We start from the raw sequence: 14,518 nt of genomic DNA, 5'->3' as shown, positions 1-14,518 counted from the left end.
CGTCGGCTGCTCGTGACGGCATGGAGGCCCAGGTCTCCTGAGTTATGCACACGGTTCGGCGCTGCTTCGGGGCGCGGGCGCCGCGGTAGGGTCGGCGAGTGAGCACTGAGACTTCCCCCGGCGGCGTGGCCGTCGTCATCGGAGACGCCCTGATCGACGAGATCCGGGATGACAGCGGCGTCCGTGAGTTCGTCGGCGGAGCGGCCCTGAACGTGGCGGTCGGGCTGCGCCGGCTCGGCATCCCCACGACCCTCATCGCGATGGTGGGGGAGGATGTCGCGGGCGCGCACATCCGCGAGTACCTGGCCGATCACGGCGTGCGGCTGATCGCGAGCGCGGCACCGCACGGGTCGTCGCGGGCCGTCGTGACCCGGGCTGCGAACGGTGAGCCGAGCTACGTCTTCAATCGCGCGGCCCAGGAGCGGACCATCCGGTACTCGGACGAGGCGAGGGCCGCCATCGGCGACGCGGACATCGTCGCCGTGAGCTGCTTCCCCTTCGATGCCCCCGAGGAGGTCGACGCCCTCGCGGCCGCAGTGGAGGACGCGCGGCTGGCGATCGACCCGAACCCGCGCACCGGCATGCTGTCCGACCGCGAGGAGTTCGTCCGCGGCTTCGAGCGGCTGGCTTCGAGGGCCGAGCTGGTGAAGGTCGGTGCCGACGACGCTGCCGTGCTCTACGACGGCGACCTCGACGCCCTGCGCGCGCGGCTCCGGAGCCTCGGAGTCACCGCTGTGCTCGCGACGGCCGGGGCAGACGGCGCGGTGCTCGAGTCGGACGGCGGGTCGGTCTCGGCTCCCATCTCGGCGCTCCCTGGTCGCGTGGTCGACACCGTGGGGGCTGGGGATGCGACTCTCGCCGCCGTCGCCGCCGGGCTGGTGGACGGCGGCCCGAAGGCGGCCGAGGAGTGGACGGCCCTGCTCACGCGCGCGATGGACGTGGCCGCCGCGACCTGCCGCGCCGAGGGCGGGCTGCTGCGCACACCGGAGTCGCTGGCCGTCGCCGACCGCGGCGTGTACGGGAGCTGACGCCTCGATTTCTCGCGCCCGCATCCGGCAGGTATGATGGTTCTTCGTGCCCCCGGTTGGCTGTTCAAGTCGGACGGGTGCGCTCTGGCGAGTTACCCAAGTGGCCAAAGGGATCTGACTGTAAATCAGCCGTCTTCGACTTCGGGGGTTCGAATCCCTCACTCGCCACCACGGAAGCCCCCGCTCGCGGGGGCTTCTCGCGTTCCCGGCCTCACCTCCGCGCCGAGTTCCTAGACTGGAGCGATGCGACCTCTCACCGAAGCCGACGTCCGGGCCTCGTTCGTGAACGCGGACGCCGACGAGCTGCGCGTCATGGAGATGCCGCACGACTTCCTCCTCGTGGACTGGGACTACCTCGACTTCTTCGCCTGGCGCGACCCGAGTGCCGGCAAGCGCGGCTACGTCCTGATCCCGCACGAGGGGCGCGTGGTCGGCGTGGTGCTGCGGGCGTCGGAACCAGGGCGCGGGCGCTCCGGCATGTGTAACATCTGCCACACGATGCAGCCGGGCAACCAGGTGGCGTTGTTCGCCGCCCGGCGCACGGGGGAGGCGGGGGAGCGCGGCGACTCGGTCGGCACCTACATCTGCGCCGACCTGTCCTGCCACGAGAACGTGCGCCTGGCGCATCCGCTCGCGCCGAACGAGATCCGGGCGGCGGGGCAGGTCGACTTCCGACTCGACGGCACCCGGCGGCGGATGGAGCGGTTCGTCGCTCGCGTCTGGGACGGCTCCTGAGCGCGACTAGCCTGGAGGCATCCGCCTGTGCTCGAAGGAGAAGCCATGAGTGATGCCATCCTGTTCGCCGTCGACGAGGGGATGGCGCGGTTGACGCTCAACCGTCCGACCCGCCTCAACGCCTTCAACGCCGATCTGGCGTACGCCTGGCAGGATGCGACCGTCGAGGCGACATCGCGGGACGACGTGCAGGCCATCCTCATCGACGCGGCGGGGCCGGCGTTCTGCGCGGGCGGCGACGTGATCGACATGGCGACGACCATGGGGTCGTCCGGGACGGAGATCACCGCGCTCGCGGAGGTCATCAACACCGGGATCCGCGCGCTCACGGAGTCGAGCGTGCCCGTGGTCGCCGCCGCGCACGGGACGACGGCCGGCGGTGGACTCGGCATCCTGCTCGCCACGGACTACGCGGTGGTGGGCTCGCGGTCGCAGCTCGGGAGCCTGTACGCGAACATCGGCCTCACGCCCGACCTCTCCGTGTCCGCGCAGCTCGCGCGGGCCGTCGGCCAGCGTCGCGCCCTCCAGCTGGTGCTGCAGGACCGGCTGCTCAGCGCCGCGGAGGCCCTCGACTGGGGGCTGGTGGCCGAGGTCGTGGAGGGCGAGGACGGCAGGGCGGAAGCCGATCGGGTCCGTGCGCGGGCCGAGGAGGTCGCGCGGTTCTGGCTCGCCGGGGCCGCCGACGCGTACGGACAGGCGAAGCGGCTGGTGCGGTCGCAGCCGGAGCGCACGTTCGCCGAGCAGTTGAGCGAGGAGGCCCGGTCCATCGGCGCCGCCCTGGAGACCCCGGACGCGCAGGCGCGGGTCGCGGCGTTCGCTGCGGCATCCGCGAAGAAGGCCGGCTGACCCCTCCTCCCCAGAGCGCGGTCGCGTCCCGATCTTCCGCGCGCCTGAGGGAAGCCGGAACAAGCGGGCCTGCGCGTGGCAGGATGAAGGCATCGCCGCTCGACGAGAGGATCCCCATGTCCCATCCGGACACCGCCCGGCTGCAGCCGCAGGGTGACAAGAAGAACATGTCGCTGCTCATCAGGGGGTCGCTGTGGGTCGCCATCGGCGCCCTCATCGCCGCCGCCTTGGTCTGCGTCGTGTGGGTCCTGGTCGGTGATCAGAACGGCCTCATCGGTCGTGCCTTCCTCACGATCCTCCTGCTCGCCGCCTTCGCCGGAATCGCCATCCTCGAGGCGGGCCTCGCCCCGAACCGGCCGGACTGGCTCCAGCTCGCCAGCATGGTCACCTGGGTCGTCGCGCTCCTCGTCGGCCTCGTGAAGATCTGGCTTCCGGAAGACGGCCTCTATTTCGGCGCGGAGCGGTTCTTCCAGCTGCTGCTCGTGATCGGCATCCTTCAGCTCGCACTGCTCCACGTGCGGTTGTTCACCCGTGCCGCGCAGCGCCACGTCACGACCTTCACGAAGGTGATCCACATCGTGACGATCGTCTTCCTCGGTGCCCTCGTCGCGCTGCTGGTGTTCTTCCTCGCGTTCCCGAACACCTTCGACTACACCGAGCTGTACTGGCGCATCGTCGTCGCCCTCACGATCCTCGTCGCCGTCGGCACCACGCTGATTCCGCTGCTGAACGCCCTGTTCGCGCCGAAGAAGGCTCCCGCCGCCCGTCCCGTCGCTTCCGCCCCGTCCTGGCCGACCTACGCCGATGGGATCACGCCGCTCCCGGTCCTCCCGGACGGCAGCCCGGACTGGAACGCCTACTACACGGGGTACCCCTCGACGGCCCCTCCGGCACTGGGTCAGGCGCCCGCCACGGCGTTCCCCGTGACGACGCCGCCCCTCGCGCCGACGACTCCGGCCCTTCCCGACTTCGGCGCTCCTCCCGCTCCGGGACCCGTGCCGCCCGCGCCTGACCGACCCGCTCCGCCGCAGCCGGCGCCTCCGCAGCCGGCCCCGCCGCAGCCCGCGTCGCCCGCCCAGGGCGAGCCCCCGGCCTTCCCGCCGCCGCCGCCCGCCCCTTCGCACCCGGCGCCGTGATCGACGCTCTCGAGCTCAGCGCCCTGGCGGCCGAGATCGCCGAGGAGGCGGGAGCTCTCGCCCGGACCCGTCGACGGGAGGGCGTACGCCTCGCCGCGACAAAGTCGACGCTCGCCGACATCGTCACGGACGCCGACCGCGAAGTCGAGGAGCTGATCCGCGAGCGCCTGCGCGCGGCGCGACCGACGGACGGCTTCCTCGGTGAGGAGTCGGGCGCGGCCACCGGCGACAGCGGGATCACCTGGGTGGTCGACCCCATCGACGGCACGGTGAACTACGCCTACGGCATCCCCGCGTACAACGTGAGCATCGCAGCCGTCAGCGGTCCGCCGGAGCCGGACGAGTGGGAGGCGCTGGCCGCGGCCGTGCACGCACCCGCCGTGGGGGAGACCTTCACGGCTGCTCGCGGCCACGGGGCCTGGTCGGACGGCGTCCGGCTCGCGGTCACCGAGGTGACCGACGCCGGCGCGCTCCTGGCGACCGGATTCGGCTACGACCCGACGACCCACGACGGCGATCTCGCGACGGTCCGGCGGGTGATGCCGATCGCCCGTGACCTCCGTCGTATGGGGTCCGCGGCCCTGGATCTGGCCTATGTGGCGGCCGGCCGACTGGACGGATATTTCGAGCGCGGGCTCAAGCCGTGGGACCATGCCGCGGGCGCGCTGCTCGTCCAGGAGGCGGGTGGCCGGGTCAGCCGGATCGATCGGGAATCGCCGCGGCCTTTCCTGATCGCGGGCGGCGTGACCCTGCACGACCGACTCCGCGCTATCCTCGATGAGGAAAAACCCTGACCGATCCATGGCATTCACAGGTCGATCGGGGTAGTGTTTACCCGATCGTTACTTTCACCACCCGAAGGTGAGAGTTGTCATTGCGCCCCCGAGCATCACGAACGACCGAGAGATTAGCTTTGCCCTTCGAGAACCCCCAGGCTGCCGCTGCGCCCACGCGCCGGTCCAGCCGCCCTCGCACTGCGGCCTCCGAGGCCTCGGCGAGCGGGTCGACGGCACCCCTCGCTGACGCGGAGACCGTGATCGCCCTCGCTGCTGTCATCCCGCTCTCCCGTCGCGCCGCGCGTCAGCGTCAGGCCGACGTTCCTCCGGTGCCCGCCGCGCCGGAGGAGCCCTTCATTGCGGCGGCTCCCGCGCCTGCCATCGCCGATGTCCCCGCGGTGCCCGTCGTCGCGGAGATCGTCGAGAAGGCCGAGGACACGGTTCCGGTCGAGGACATCGCCCCGGCGTCGGAGCCCTTCGTCGCCGAAGCCGACGCCGAGGGTGACGCCTTCGAGCGCGCCTCCCGCGCCTTCCGCACCACCGGCTCCATCCCGACGTCGTCGGCGTCCCGCCGTTCGGCCTTCGCCCCGAATGCCGCATCGCAGACCGCGCCGAAGATCGACACAGCAGGCCTCGCGGCCGTCGGTCCTCGCCGCACGCGCAGCATCCGCAAGGCCCTCACTGCCGGTGCCACCGTCGGAGCAATGGGCCTCGCCGGCCTCCTGGCCGTGTCCATGACGCTTCCTGCGGAGGCGGTCGCCGCCGCCCAGGGCGGCTCCCTCGCCTCGACCTCCCTCGTCACCGCGGCGGCTGCTGACGCAGCAGGCTCGGCGGACGACGAGATCCAGGCCTTCGTCGCGCCGTCCGGTGTGCAGAACGAGCCCCTCTCGCGGGCCGACAACTTCAGCACCGTCTCGCTCGTCGAGGTCGCCGCGGAGCAGGGCATCAACTACTCCGGCGAGATCTTCACGAACGACCCGGATGCCGCCATCCAGTGGCCGTTCCTCGTCGGCGTCGGCATGAGCTACGGCTACGGCATGCGCAGCGGCCGCCTCCACGAGGGCATCGACTTCGTGCCGGGCAACGGCGCGCCCATCCAGGCCATCGCCGACGGCACCGTCCGCATCGCGACCGAGCAGGGTGCCGCCTACGGTGTCACGGTCTACATCGACCACGTCATCGACGGCTCCGTCATCACGAGCCACTACTCGCACATGCAGTACGGCTCGCTGCAGGTCAAGGCGGGCGACAAGGTCAAGGTGGGCGACATCGTGGGCAAGACCGGCAACACCGGCCGCTCCTACGGCGCGCACCTGCACTTCGAGCTCATCGTGAACGGGACGACCATCGACCCGATGCCGTGGCTCAAGAAGAACGCCGGACGCACGTCTCTCACCTCGGAGGAGTGACCGTCTCGATTTCATGAGGACGCCACAGTGATGGTATTCTCGTGTGGTTGCCCCGCGAGGGGCAGCACGCCCCGATAGCTCAGTGGCAGAGCACTTCCATGGTAAGGAAGGGGTCGTCAGTTCAATCCTGACTCGGGGCTCGGAGTTCGCATCTGCGATGCGGATGCCGTGCGGCAGGGTAGCTCAGTTGGTGAGAGCGCACGACTCATAATCGTGAGGTCGCGGGTTCAAGCCCCGCTCCTGCTACAGAATGAAACCCCCGGAACATTCCGGGGGTTTTGTCGTCTCCGACCTCAGTGCCGGGATACCGTCCTCACCCTGCGCGGAGCGTCCTAGAGTGTGTGACACGTCGGCCTCCCAGCCGGCCACCGAGATGGCGGGCATCGAGGGACGAGGTCTGCCGTGTCTGCGCCCGATCGCCGTGCGAGCATCGTGTTCCGGGACGCCCGGCGCGCCCTGGAGGAAGCCGTCGCGGACGGGCGCGGTCATTCCCTCGGGCTCGAAACGCTCGCGCCGCACGAGTCCTGGGACCTGCTGGTCGCCGAAGGGTACGGGCGCGCGTTGCTGACCGGCGCCCTCGCCGGGGCACTCGCCGGGCTGCTGCGACACGGCGTGACCGTCGCCGACGTGCTGAGCTGTCCTGCGGTCCCTCTCGGGGTCGAGCTCGGGACGAGATCCCTCCGGCTCGTCATGGGGTGGCTCGCGGACGGCGTGGCCGAGATGGACGATGCCGTCGTGTCGCGGACGATGGTGGCCGGTGTCGCCGACGATCTCATCGGTGCCTCCGACGCGGCCCTGGCCGTCGGCGATGCGCACCGGGTCGCCGTGCTGGTCTTCGCGATCGCGGCCGTCGGCACGCACGCCGTCTGGCGTGCGGTGTGATCCGGGCGGTCAGCGCTGCGGGGCGAAGGTGTCGGGTGCGGAAGCCCCGACCCGACCACGGATGAAGATCATCAGCACGAGACCCGCGACGATCACGACGATGTTGCCGAGCCCCGCGACCGCGGTGAGCCCGCCCTCGGCGGGGTGCATGGTCTGCAGGAAGATACTCGGATCGGTGCTGGCGTGCAGGAGGATCGGGGCGATGATCGTCCCGGTGACCCGGAGCGCGAGGTACATGCAGATGCCGAACGCGAACGTGTACACGAGCTGGAACAGCGTCGGGAGCAGATCCTGCCCCGTCAGGAGATTCCCCGCATGCAGAGCGGCGAAGATCGCCGCGGAGACCACCGCGACGACCAGTTCGCGTGCGCCGGCGTCCCGCATCATCTTCACGACGAGGCCGCGCGTGAGCACCTCTTCCGCGAAGCCGATGGCGAGTCCCGCGAGCAGCCAGGTCGCGACAACATCACGTCCGACGCTGCCGTCCTCGATCGTGAGGAAACGGAGGACGTTGAACAGCAGGACCGCGATGATCGCGATCCACATCCACCCCGCTCCCCGGATGGGCTGGGGCCCGAACACGGGTCGCCACCACCCGAGCGAGGCGATGAACGCGACCAGCAGGAGGCCCCCGACGAGGATCGGCAGGACGTCGTAGACGAGGACGCCGGCTGCACTCGCCGGATCGTCGACCTGCGCGGCCAGCGGGAGGAGGGCCAGCGAGAGCAGCTGATAGAGCCCGTAGTACACGGCCGCGAGCAGGAGGGCGCGCCACCAGCCTCCGCGATCCCAGAAGCGCTGCCAGGCGGAACGGTGCGGTGCGGCGTCGATCACGGGTGCTCCTCGGGAAGGGAGGGAGAGGGGGCGAACAGCTCCAGTCTGGTGGCTCCGCCCCCGGCGAGTGGGCGTGCGGCGGCGACACGCCGTGTCAACCCCCTCGGCCGCGTCGGCGCCCCCGCGCAGACTGGCCGTCCGGATCCCCAACATCAGGAGGCGCCATGTCCGACACGTCGAACAGCCAGGACAACCAGGAGGAGATCGAGGCCATCGGCGTCGACCCCGACTTCGTCACCACCGATCACGACCCCGAGCCTGACGACCTTCCCGCGACGGGCGGTGGGGAGGACGACGACGACGTCGACGTCGCCGACCTCCCCTAGCGCGGGCTACCTGCCCGTGGACGCCGAGCCGGTCTCTTCCGGCTCGGCGTCCGTGCGTGCGGCACCGACCCGCCCGGCCGTGCGGAGCTCGGCCTCGAGGCGCTCGGCCTCCTCGCCGCTGATCGCCTCGCCGCGCGCGACGAGACCCGCCTGATCCGACAGCGGGATCTGCTTGAGGAACAGCGACAGGATGAGCGCGAGCGCGATGAAGGGCACGAGGTACCAGAACACCGGGGCGAGGGCGTCCGCATATGCCGTGACGATGCCGTCGCGGACCTCGTCCGGCAGGCTGTTCAGCGTGGCGGGGTCGATCGTGGACGCGGCCTCGGAGGCGGCCTCGGGGGACGCCCCGGCGCCGGCGAACACGCCGAGCAGGTTCTCCGTGAGACGCGTGGTGAAGATCGTGCCGAACACCGCCGTCCCCAGCGAGGCGCCGACCTCGCGGAAGTAGTTGTTCGTGCTCGTGGCGGTGCCGATCTCGCCCGCCGGGACGGCGTTCTGCACGACGAGCACGACGACCTGCATGATGAGGCCGAGCCCGGCGCCGAAGACGAACAGGAATGCGCAGATCAACCAGATCGGCGTCTCCGCCGACAGCGTGGTCATGGCGACCATCGCGATACCGGTGATGATCGTGCCGAGGATCGGATAGATCTTGTACTTCCCGGTCTTCGAGATCGCGAGGCCGGAGAAGATCGAGGTCCCCATGAGGCCGACCATCATCGGGATCATCAGCAGCCCGGAGGCGGCGGCGGAGGTGCCGGACGACATCTGCAGGAACGTCGGGACGAAGCCGATCGCGGCGAACATGCCGATGCCGAGGACGAGGCCGATCGCCGTGGCGTTCACGAAGATCGGGTTGCGGAAGAGGCTGAGCGGGATGATCGGGTCCTGCACCCGGGACTCGGTGATGACGAACGCCGTCGCCGACACCACGAGCCCGGCGCCCCAGGCCCAGGTCGCGAGCGAGTCCCAGCCGAACGCGGCGTCGCCGCCGAAGTCGGTGAAGAAGATGAGGCAGGTCGTCGCCGCCGACAGGAAGAGCACGCCGAGGATGTCGATCGGCTTCTCCGCCTTCTTGCTGGGGAGCTTCAGAGCCACGAGGGCGATGAGGAACGCGGCGATGCCGACCGGGATGTTGATGTAGAACGCCCACTGCCAGGTCATGTGGTCGACGAAGAAACCGCCGAGGAGCGGTCCGGCGACGGCGGAGAGGCCGAACACCGCGCCGAGCGGACCCATGTACTTGCCGCGCTCGTTGGCGGGCACGATGTCGGCGATGATCGCCTGCGACAGGATCATGAGCCCGCCGCCGCCGAGACCCTGGAGGGCACGGAAGACGACGAACATCCAGAAGTCCGTCGCGAACGCGCAGCCCACCGAGGCCAGTGTGAACAGGGCGATGGCGACGAGGAAGAGTGACCGTCGTCCCAGCACGTCGCCGAACTTGCCGTAGATGGGCATGACGATGGTGGTGGCGAGCAGGTAGGCGGTGGTGATCCAGACCTGATGGTCGACGCCGCCGAGCTGGCCGACGATCGTGGGCATCGCCGTCGACACGATGGTCTGGTCGAGGCTCGCGAGCAGCATGCCCGCGATCAGGGCGCTGAAGATGATCCAGATGCGGCGCTTCGTGAGGAGGAAGGGCGCATCCGCGGTGACGGTGGCGGACATCAGTGGGCTTTCTGTGAAGGGGAGTAGAGGTCGCGCGCGAGGCGCAGTCGGCGGGCGATGAGGTCGGCGAACGGCTCGGTGGAGTGGTGGTGCAGCAGCTGCTCCATGCAGAGGCGGACGAGCGCGCCGACGGAGTGGACGAGCACTTCGGCGCGGAGCTCCGCGTCGGTGGCACCGCCGATGCGGCGCGCGACGAGGGCGATGTCGCGCCGCTCGTGCTTCTCCTGCTGCTCGAACGCCGCGCGCAGCAGTCGCGGCTCCTGCTCGATGACGGCGAACAGCTCGGCGGCGTGCTCGATCGGATCGAAGAGGGCGAAGCGCTCGACGGTGAGCTGCACGAAGTCGTCCAGGAGATCGCCGTCGCGCTCGAGGAAGACCGCTTCGAGCTCCTCCTGGCGGGAGTCGATCACGGCGAACCCGAAGACGGCGTTCTCCTTGCTCTCGAAGTAGTTGAAGAACGTGCGCCGGGAGACTCCGGCGTCGGCGCACAGCTCTTCGACCGTGAAGCCGGCGAAGCCCCGCTCGGCCGTCAGGCGGCGTGCGGCCTGGGTGAGTGCCCGCGTGGTCTGCCGCTTGCGTTGCTCCCTCGTGGATTCTGCACTGTTCTCCATAGAGTGCAACTTTGCACTCTGAACCTTGGAGTGCACTGAAAGTCGCCGCCGAGGAAGGCCCGGAGATTCGTTCCGAGAAGTTTGTGACATTCTGTGCTCCCCGACCGTCTTAGTGGTGTCGTGAGAACACGGCCCGCGCGGAAACCGCGTGGACACACGGATGAAGGAGCTCGAGATGGCGAACGTGACTGGGGGCACCCAGCCCAAGGCTCAGGTCGTCCCGGCGTCGCAGGGGGCGGCGGGGAAGACGACGATCGAGGATGCGGTGGTCGCGAAGATCGCCGGCATCGCGGCGCGGGAGGTCGACGGCGTCTACGCGCTCGGCGGTGGCGCCGCGCGCATGATGGGTGCGATCCGCGACGCCCTCAACACGACCGACCTCGCGCAGGGGATCAGCGTCGAGGTCGGCGAGACGCAGGTGGCCGTCGACGTGACGATCGTGGCGGAGTACCCGGTGTCCCTGCAGAAGGTGGCCGACCAGGTGCGGGCCGCGATCCACCGGGCCATGGTGGAGCTGGTGGGCATGGACGTCGCCGAGGTCAACGTGACCGTCAACGACGTGCACATCCCCTCGGAGGACGACGACGAGGCTCCGGAGGCGCGGGTCCAGTGAACGCCTCGGTGATCGGCGGAGCTGCGGCGACGGTGCTCGCGCTGACCTGGATCGTCTGGGGGTTCTGGGCGTTCCTGCTCGTCACCCTCGCGATGCTCGTCGGCGCCGTCGTCGGCCGCATCGTCGACGGTCGCCTGGACGTGCGGGCGCTCGCCGACGTGGTGCGCGGGCGGCGATCGTCCTCATGAGCGTGGCACAGACGGACGGGCCGACGACCGTGGCGGGGGCCACGGTCGTCGAAGCCCGCGCGTTGCACCGGCTCGCTCTGGGGATCGTCCGCGATGCCGCTCGGGTCGGTACCGACGACGTGAGCGTTCAGCTGGCGGACCGTCGCGGCGACCTGCGGGTGTTCGTGGAGGTTCCGGTCGTGCTGAGCCGTCAGGGCACCGATCCCGTGAGTGCACGGGCGGACGCCGTCCGCGACGCCGTCGTACAGGGGATGCGCGACCTGGCAGCGCGTCACGTGGGAGCGGTGGACGTGCGCTTCGCCGGCGTCCGACGCGAGACGGAGAGGAGAGTGGCATGACGACGAACACCGCGACACCCCGGCGGCTCCTCCGCCGAGAGGCGAGGGCGACGCGTCGGGGCCCTGCGATCGCGCTCGCCGTGGTGCTGACCCTGGTCCTCGCCGTGTTGCTGGTCGGGGTGGCGGTGTGGGCCCTCGACGAGGGGTTCCGCACGCAGGCCGCCGCCTGGTTCGCGCCCGTCCCGGCGCTCCTGCAGATGCCGTCGGCCGTGATCGCGGTCGGGGTCGTGCTTCTCCTCCTGGCGTTGCTCCTCTTCGCGCTCGCTGTGCTTCCGGGCCGGCGTGCGCGCCGCACACGTCTCGACACGCGGGCAGCGCTCGTGATCGACGACGGTGTGCTCGCCGACGCCATCGCGGACGGGGTCGCGCGCCGGATCGGGGTGCCGCGCGGGCAGGTGGGCGTGACCGTGGCCCGACGCGCGGCGATGATCCGGGTCACTCCGACGAGTGGGGTGCCGGTGGATGCGGCTGCCGCCGAGGAGGCAGCGGCCCGAATGCTGGACGAGGTCGGCTTCCGGCTCTCGCCGCGCGTGCAGGTGGAACGGGAAGGAGTGATCGCATGACGTCGGCAGGGACGGCGGCGAACCGCGCGGTCCTCCTCGGGGGAGCGGCAGTGCTTCTGAGCGGGGGCGTCGTCCTCCTCGCCGGGGGGCTGCGGGGCACGGGCATGCTCCCGCCACCCTTCGAGGAGGTGCTCGCGCAGGCGGACGGCCTCGTGGCGTGGTCGGGGGCATGGGGCCTCGACATCCCCGGTGCGGGCTTCGTGCCGCTGTGGGCGATCGTGGGGATCGCCGCTGCGGCACTGCTCGTGGTCCTGCTCGTGGCTTTCCTGTTCACCCGCCGGCCGCGGCGGGAGCACACCGTCCTCCGCCTCGTCGGCGGAGGAGGAACGACCACCGTCGACCGGAGCGTGGCGGAGGAGCTGCTCGCGGCGCCGCTCGCCGATCGGGCGGACGTGCTCGCGGCCCGGCTGACGAGCCGGAGAGTCGGGCGAGGGATCGCTCTCGGCCTCGTGGTGACCCCGCGCCCCGGTGCGGCTCTGGGCGGGCTGCTCGCGGCCGTCGATGACGTGGTGCAGGAGTGGGACGCCCTCACCGGTACCCGCATGCCGCTCGTCGTGCACGTCGCCGACCGCGGGTGGCGGGAACTCTTCCGGTCGCGGCAGCGGATGCGTCGTTCGCTCGCGACGGGACGAACCGCGGCGCCGGAGGGCCGGAACGCCGCACGGACATCGACCCCGACCGTCGGGGTCGTGTGAGGAAAGGAGACGCCATGAGCGCGGAGAACAAGATCAAGGCCGCAGCCGAGAAGGTGGCGGGCAAGGCCAAGGAGGTCGTCGGCGACGTCACCGACAACGACAAGCTCGTCGCCGAGGGCAAGGCCGAGCAGGCCAAGGGCGATGTCAGGAGCGCGGCCGAGGATGTCAAGGACACGTTCACCAAGTGACGGAGGGGGAGGAGACGCCCGTGCGGGCGTCTCCTCCGCCTGCGCGCATCGGGTCGTCACGATCCGACGCGGCGCGGGCTCCGAACGCCTGGGGAACCGTGAACGAGGGGTGGGGGAATGGCAGCCGACCGCTGGGGTGAGGCGCTGGAGCAGGCTGGGGACCGCATCGTCGCCGGCCGTGCGATGGATGGGGACGTCGCCGCATTCGCGGTGCTCGTGCGCAGGTACACGCCGATGATGAGGGCCTACACGCACAGGATGCTGAACGCATCGGCGGAGGTCGACGACATCGTGCAGGATGCGTTCGTGACCGCGTGGCAGCGGTTCGGTGAGCTGGAGGACCCCGCCAAGGTGAAGAGCTGGCTCATGCGGATCGTGAGTCGCAAGGCGGTGGACCGGCTGCGGCAGACGCGGCCGGCCCTCGACGTGGACGAGATCGACCGGCCCGCGCCGCCGCAGGCGTCGCCCGCCGCGGTCGTCGAAGCGCGAGCGGGTGTCGCGGCCCTCGGTGCCGCTCTGCGCGAGCTCCCCGAGGCCCAGCGCGAGTGCTGGGTGCTGCGGGAGCTGGGCGGCTACAGCTACGACGAGATCGCCGAGGAGCTCGGCATCCCCGTCAGCACGGTGCGCGGACTGCTGTCCCGCGCGCGACGATTCCTGATCACACGGATGGAGGCGTGGCGATGACCGATCACCACGAGGACGACCAGCTGCGCCGCCTCGGTCTCGAGCCCGCCGACCTGGACGGGCACACGATCGAGGACCTCAGCGATTACCTGGACGCCGGACGCACCCCGCGGAACCCCGCGATCGAGGAGTCTCCGGGATGCCAGCTCGCGCTCGACGCCCTGGAGAGGCTGCGCGGCCTCGGCAGCGAGCTGATGGATGACGACGCGGCCTCTGCCGCGCCGGTGGACGAGAGCTGGGTGGACCGGATCCTCAGCGGCATCGCGATGGATGCCCAGGCAGGACGCCGTATCCCGTTCGCCTCCGACGATCCGGCCGTGGAGCTGGCGATCACCGAGGGTGCCGTGCGCGGACTGGTCCGTGCCGCGGAGGAGGCCGTCCCCGGGGTTCTGGTCGGCCGGTGCCGACTGGACGGCGACGTGACCGAGCCCGGAGCGCCCGTGCGGGTGATGATCGACGCGAGCGTGCGCCTCGGCGACCCTCTCCGCAGCGTCGCCGACCGGCTGCGCGCCGAGGTGGATGTCCGGCTGCGTCGTCACACCGAGCTGCAGGTCATGGCGATCGACGTCGCGATCACCGACGTCAGGGAGGGGGCATGATGGCCGACGCCGAGCTGACGAAGGAGGAGCGCGCGGATCTCGCTATCCGGATCGAGGCCGCCCTGCGCGCCTGCTCGGGTGTGCGCGGTGTGTACCGCTCCGGATCGCTCGTCTCGAACCTCGTGCGTGCGGGGGCGGCCGCCTGGGGCGTCGAGCGCGGTGCCGACCCGATCGTGTCCGTCACCGCGGCACCGGAGGGCGTGGCGGTCGAGGCCGCGATCGGGGTCGACGGGCGGGTGAGCAGCGTCGCGACGCTGCGGCACGCCCGCGACACCGTGGATGCCGTGCTGCACGCGGACGGCCTGCGGCGCGACAGGCTCACGCTGACCGTCGCCTACGTGCAGAGCGCCGGGGAGCCGGTGCCGGGGGAGCGCCGCCGCCCGTGACGGCGGC

Annotated in this window: 20 protein-coding genes and 3 tRNA genes; 20 read left to right on the top strand and 3 right to left on the bottom strand. The window is 70.9% G+C overall.

Annotation, left to right across the window (positions count from 1 at the left end; all coding sequences use genetic code 11):
* Window positions 1-98: 98 nt before the first annotated feature.
* The 10 genes from AB1285_RS11590 (at window position 99) to AB1285_RS11545 (ending at window position 6,812) form a co-directional block, all read left to right on the top strand.
* A complete protein-coding gene (locus AB1285_RS11590) occupies window positions 99-1,028 on the top strand; it encodes a PfkB family carbohydrate kinase (protein ID WP_370428327.1) in 930 nt (309 codons plus the stop codon).
* An 86-nt stretch (window positions 1,029-1,114) separates the two neighbouring features.
* Window positions 1,115-1,199: transfer RNA gene (locus tag AB1285_RS11585), tRNA-Tyr, on the top strand.
* 72 nt (window positions 1,200-1,271) lie between these two features.
* Window positions 1,272-1,763: an FBP domain-containing protein gene (locus AB1285_RS11580; protein ID WP_060922589.1), complete on the top strand. Its 492-nt coding sequence runs from the start codon at window positions 1,272-1,274 to the stop codon at window positions 1,761-1,763.
* 45 nt (window positions 1,764-1,808) lie between these two features.
* The gene (locus tag AB1285_RS11575) at window positions 1,809-2,609 is read left to right on the top strand and encodes an enoyl-CoA hydratase/isomerase family protein (RefSeq protein ID WP_370428326.1); all 801 of its coding nucleotides are present in this window, start codon (window positions 1,809-1,811) and stop codon (window positions 2,607-2,609) included.
* 116 nt (window positions 2,610-2,725) lie between these two features.
* Window positions 2,726-3,745, top strand: coding sequence for a hypothetical protein (locus tag AB1285_RS11570; protein ID WP_370428325.1), 1,020 nt, complete (start codon window positions 2,726-2,728; stop codon window positions 3,743-3,745).
* Window positions 3,745-4,539, top strand: coding sequence for an inositol monophosphatase family protein (locus AB1285_RS11565; RefSeq protein ID WP_370428397.1), 795 nt, complete (start codon window positions 3,745-3,747; stop codon window positions 4,537-4,539). Before AB1285_RS11570 ends, AB1285_RS11565 begins: the two co-directional genes overlap by 1 nt.
* A gap of 239 nt (window positions 4,540-4,778) precedes the next feature.
* Window positions 4,779-5,930, top strand: coding sequence for a M23 family metallopeptidase (locus tag AB1285_RS11560; RefSeq protein ID WP_429977468.1), 1,152 nt, complete (start codon window positions 4,779-4,781; stop codon window positions 5,928-5,930).
* Between the two features lie 68 nt (window positions 5,931-5,998).
* A tRNA-Thr gene (locus AB1285_RS11555) sits at window positions 5,999-6,070 on the top strand.
* A 32-nt stretch (window positions 6,071-6,102) separates the two neighbouring features.
* Window positions 6,103-6,176: transfer RNA gene (locus AB1285_RS11550), tRNA-Met, on the top strand.
* A 156-nt stretch (window positions 6,177-6,332) separates the two neighbouring features.
* Window positions 6,333-6,812, top strand: a complete 480-nt coding sequence (locus tag AB1285_RS11545) for a hypothetical protein (protein WP_187663366.1) — start codon at window positions 6,333-6,335, stop codon at window positions 6,810-6,812.
* Between the two features lie 9 nt (window positions 6,813-6,821).
* Here AB1285_RS11545 and AB1285_RS11540 read toward each other — a convergent pair whose 3' ends face one another.
* Complete coding sequence (locus tag AB1285_RS11540) at window positions 6,822-7,646, bottom strand: CPBP family intramembrane glutamic endopeptidase (RefSeq protein WP_232089182.1); 825 nt, start codon at window positions 7,644-7,646, stop codon at window positions 6,822-6,824.
* A gap of 164 nt (window positions 7,647-7,810) precedes the next feature.
* Between AB1285_RS11540 and AB1285_RS11535 the strand changes: the two genes are divergently transcribed.
* Complete coding sequence (locus AB1285_RS11535; protein WP_259952998.1) at window positions 7,811-7,972, top strand: hypothetical protein; 162 nt, start codon at window positions 7,811-7,813, stop codon at window positions 7,970-7,972.
* A 6-nt stretch (window positions 7,973-7,978) separates the two neighbouring features.
* Here AB1285_RS11535 and AB1285_RS11530 read toward each other — a convergent pair whose 3' ends face one another.
* A complete protein-coding gene (locus tag AB1285_RS11530; RefSeq protein ID WP_187663369.1) occupies window positions 7,979-9,646 on the bottom strand; it encodes an MDR family MFS transporter in 1,668 nt (555 codons plus the stop codon).
* The gene (locus AB1285_RS11525) at window positions 9,646-10,257 is read right to left on the bottom strand and encodes a TetR family transcriptional regulator (protein WP_268777224.1); all 612 of its coding nucleotides are present in this window, start codon (window positions 10,255-10,257) and stop codon (window positions 9,646-9,648) included. The genes AB1285_RS11530 and AB1285_RS11525 overlap by 1 nt, the downstream gene beginning before the upstream one ends.
* Window positions 10,258-10,432: 175 nt before the next feature.
* Between AB1285_RS11525 and AB1285_RS11520 the strand changes: the two genes are divergently transcribed.
* The 9 genes from AB1285_RS11520 (at window position 10,433) to AB1285_RS11480 (ending at window position 14,511) form a co-directional block, all read left to right on the top strand.
* Window positions 10,433-10,870 carry an Asp23/Gls24 family envelope stress response protein gene (locus AB1285_RS11520; protein WP_187663371.1) on the top strand — a complete coding sequence of 146 codons (438 nt, stop codon included), beginning with the start codon at window positions 10,433-10,435 and terminating at the stop codon, window positions 10,868-10,870.
* Entirely contained in the window at window positions 10,867-11,058 is a 192-nt protein-coding gene (locus AB1285_RS11515) for a DUF2273 domain-containing protein (protein ID WP_025104398.1), read from the top strand. Before AB1285_RS11520 ends, AB1285_RS11515 begins: the two co-directional genes overlap by 4 nt.
* Window positions 11,055-11,396: a hypothetical protein gene (locus AB1285_RS11510; RefSeq protein WP_370428324.1), complete on the top strand. Its 342-nt coding sequence runs from the start codon at window positions 11,055-11,057 to the stop codon at window positions 11,394-11,396. The genes AB1285_RS11515 and AB1285_RS11510 overlap by 4 nt, the downstream gene beginning before the upstream one ends.
* A complete protein-coding gene (locus tag AB1285_RS11505) occupies window positions 11,393-11,959 on the top strand; it encodes a hypothetical protein (RefSeq protein ID WP_370428323.1) in 567 nt (188 codons plus the stop codon). Before AB1285_RS11510 ends, AB1285_RS11505 begins: the two co-directional genes overlap by 4 nt.
* The gene (locus AB1285_RS11500) at window positions 11,956-12,654 is read left to right on the top strand and encodes a hypothetical protein (protein WP_268777222.1); all 699 of its coding nucleotides are present in this window, start codon (window positions 11,956-11,958) and stop codon (window positions 12,652-12,654) included. Before AB1285_RS11505 ends, AB1285_RS11500 begins: the two co-directional genes overlap by 4 nt.
* A gap of 14 nt (window positions 12,655-12,668) precedes the next feature.
* A complete protein-coding gene (locus AB1285_RS11495) occupies window positions 12,669-12,842 on the top strand; it encodes a CsbD family protein (RefSeq protein WP_370428322.1) in 174 nt (57 codons plus the stop codon).
* Window positions 12,843-12,959: 117 nt separating this feature from the next.
* Window positions 12,960-13,526, top strand: coding sequence for an RNA polymerase sigma factor (locus tag AB1285_RS11490; protein WP_259953005.1), 567 nt, complete (start codon window positions 12,960-12,962; stop codon window positions 13,524-13,526).
* Window positions 13,523-14,125 carry a hypothetical protein gene (locus AB1285_RS11485; protein WP_259953006.1) on the top strand — a complete coding sequence of 201 codons (603 nt, stop codon included), beginning with the start codon at window positions 13,523-13,525 and terminating at the stop codon, window positions 14,123-14,125. Before AB1285_RS11490 ends, AB1285_RS11485 begins: the two co-directional genes overlap by 4 nt.
* The gene (locus tag AB1285_RS11480; RefSeq protein ID WP_370428321.1) at window positions 14,122-14,511 is read left to right on the top strand and encodes a hypothetical protein; all 390 of its coding nucleotides are present in this window, start codon (window positions 14,122-14,124) and stop codon (window positions 14,509-14,511) included. The genes AB1285_RS11485 and AB1285_RS11480 overlap by 4 nt, the downstream gene beginning before the upstream one ends.
* Window positions 14,512-14,518: the final 7 nt, after the last annotated feature.

It is taken from the genome of Microbacterium sp. NRRL B-14842, from assembly GCF_050470785.1.
Note: the sequence above shows the minus strand (reverse complement) of the source record. Positions and strands in the feature narration are given on the sequence as shown.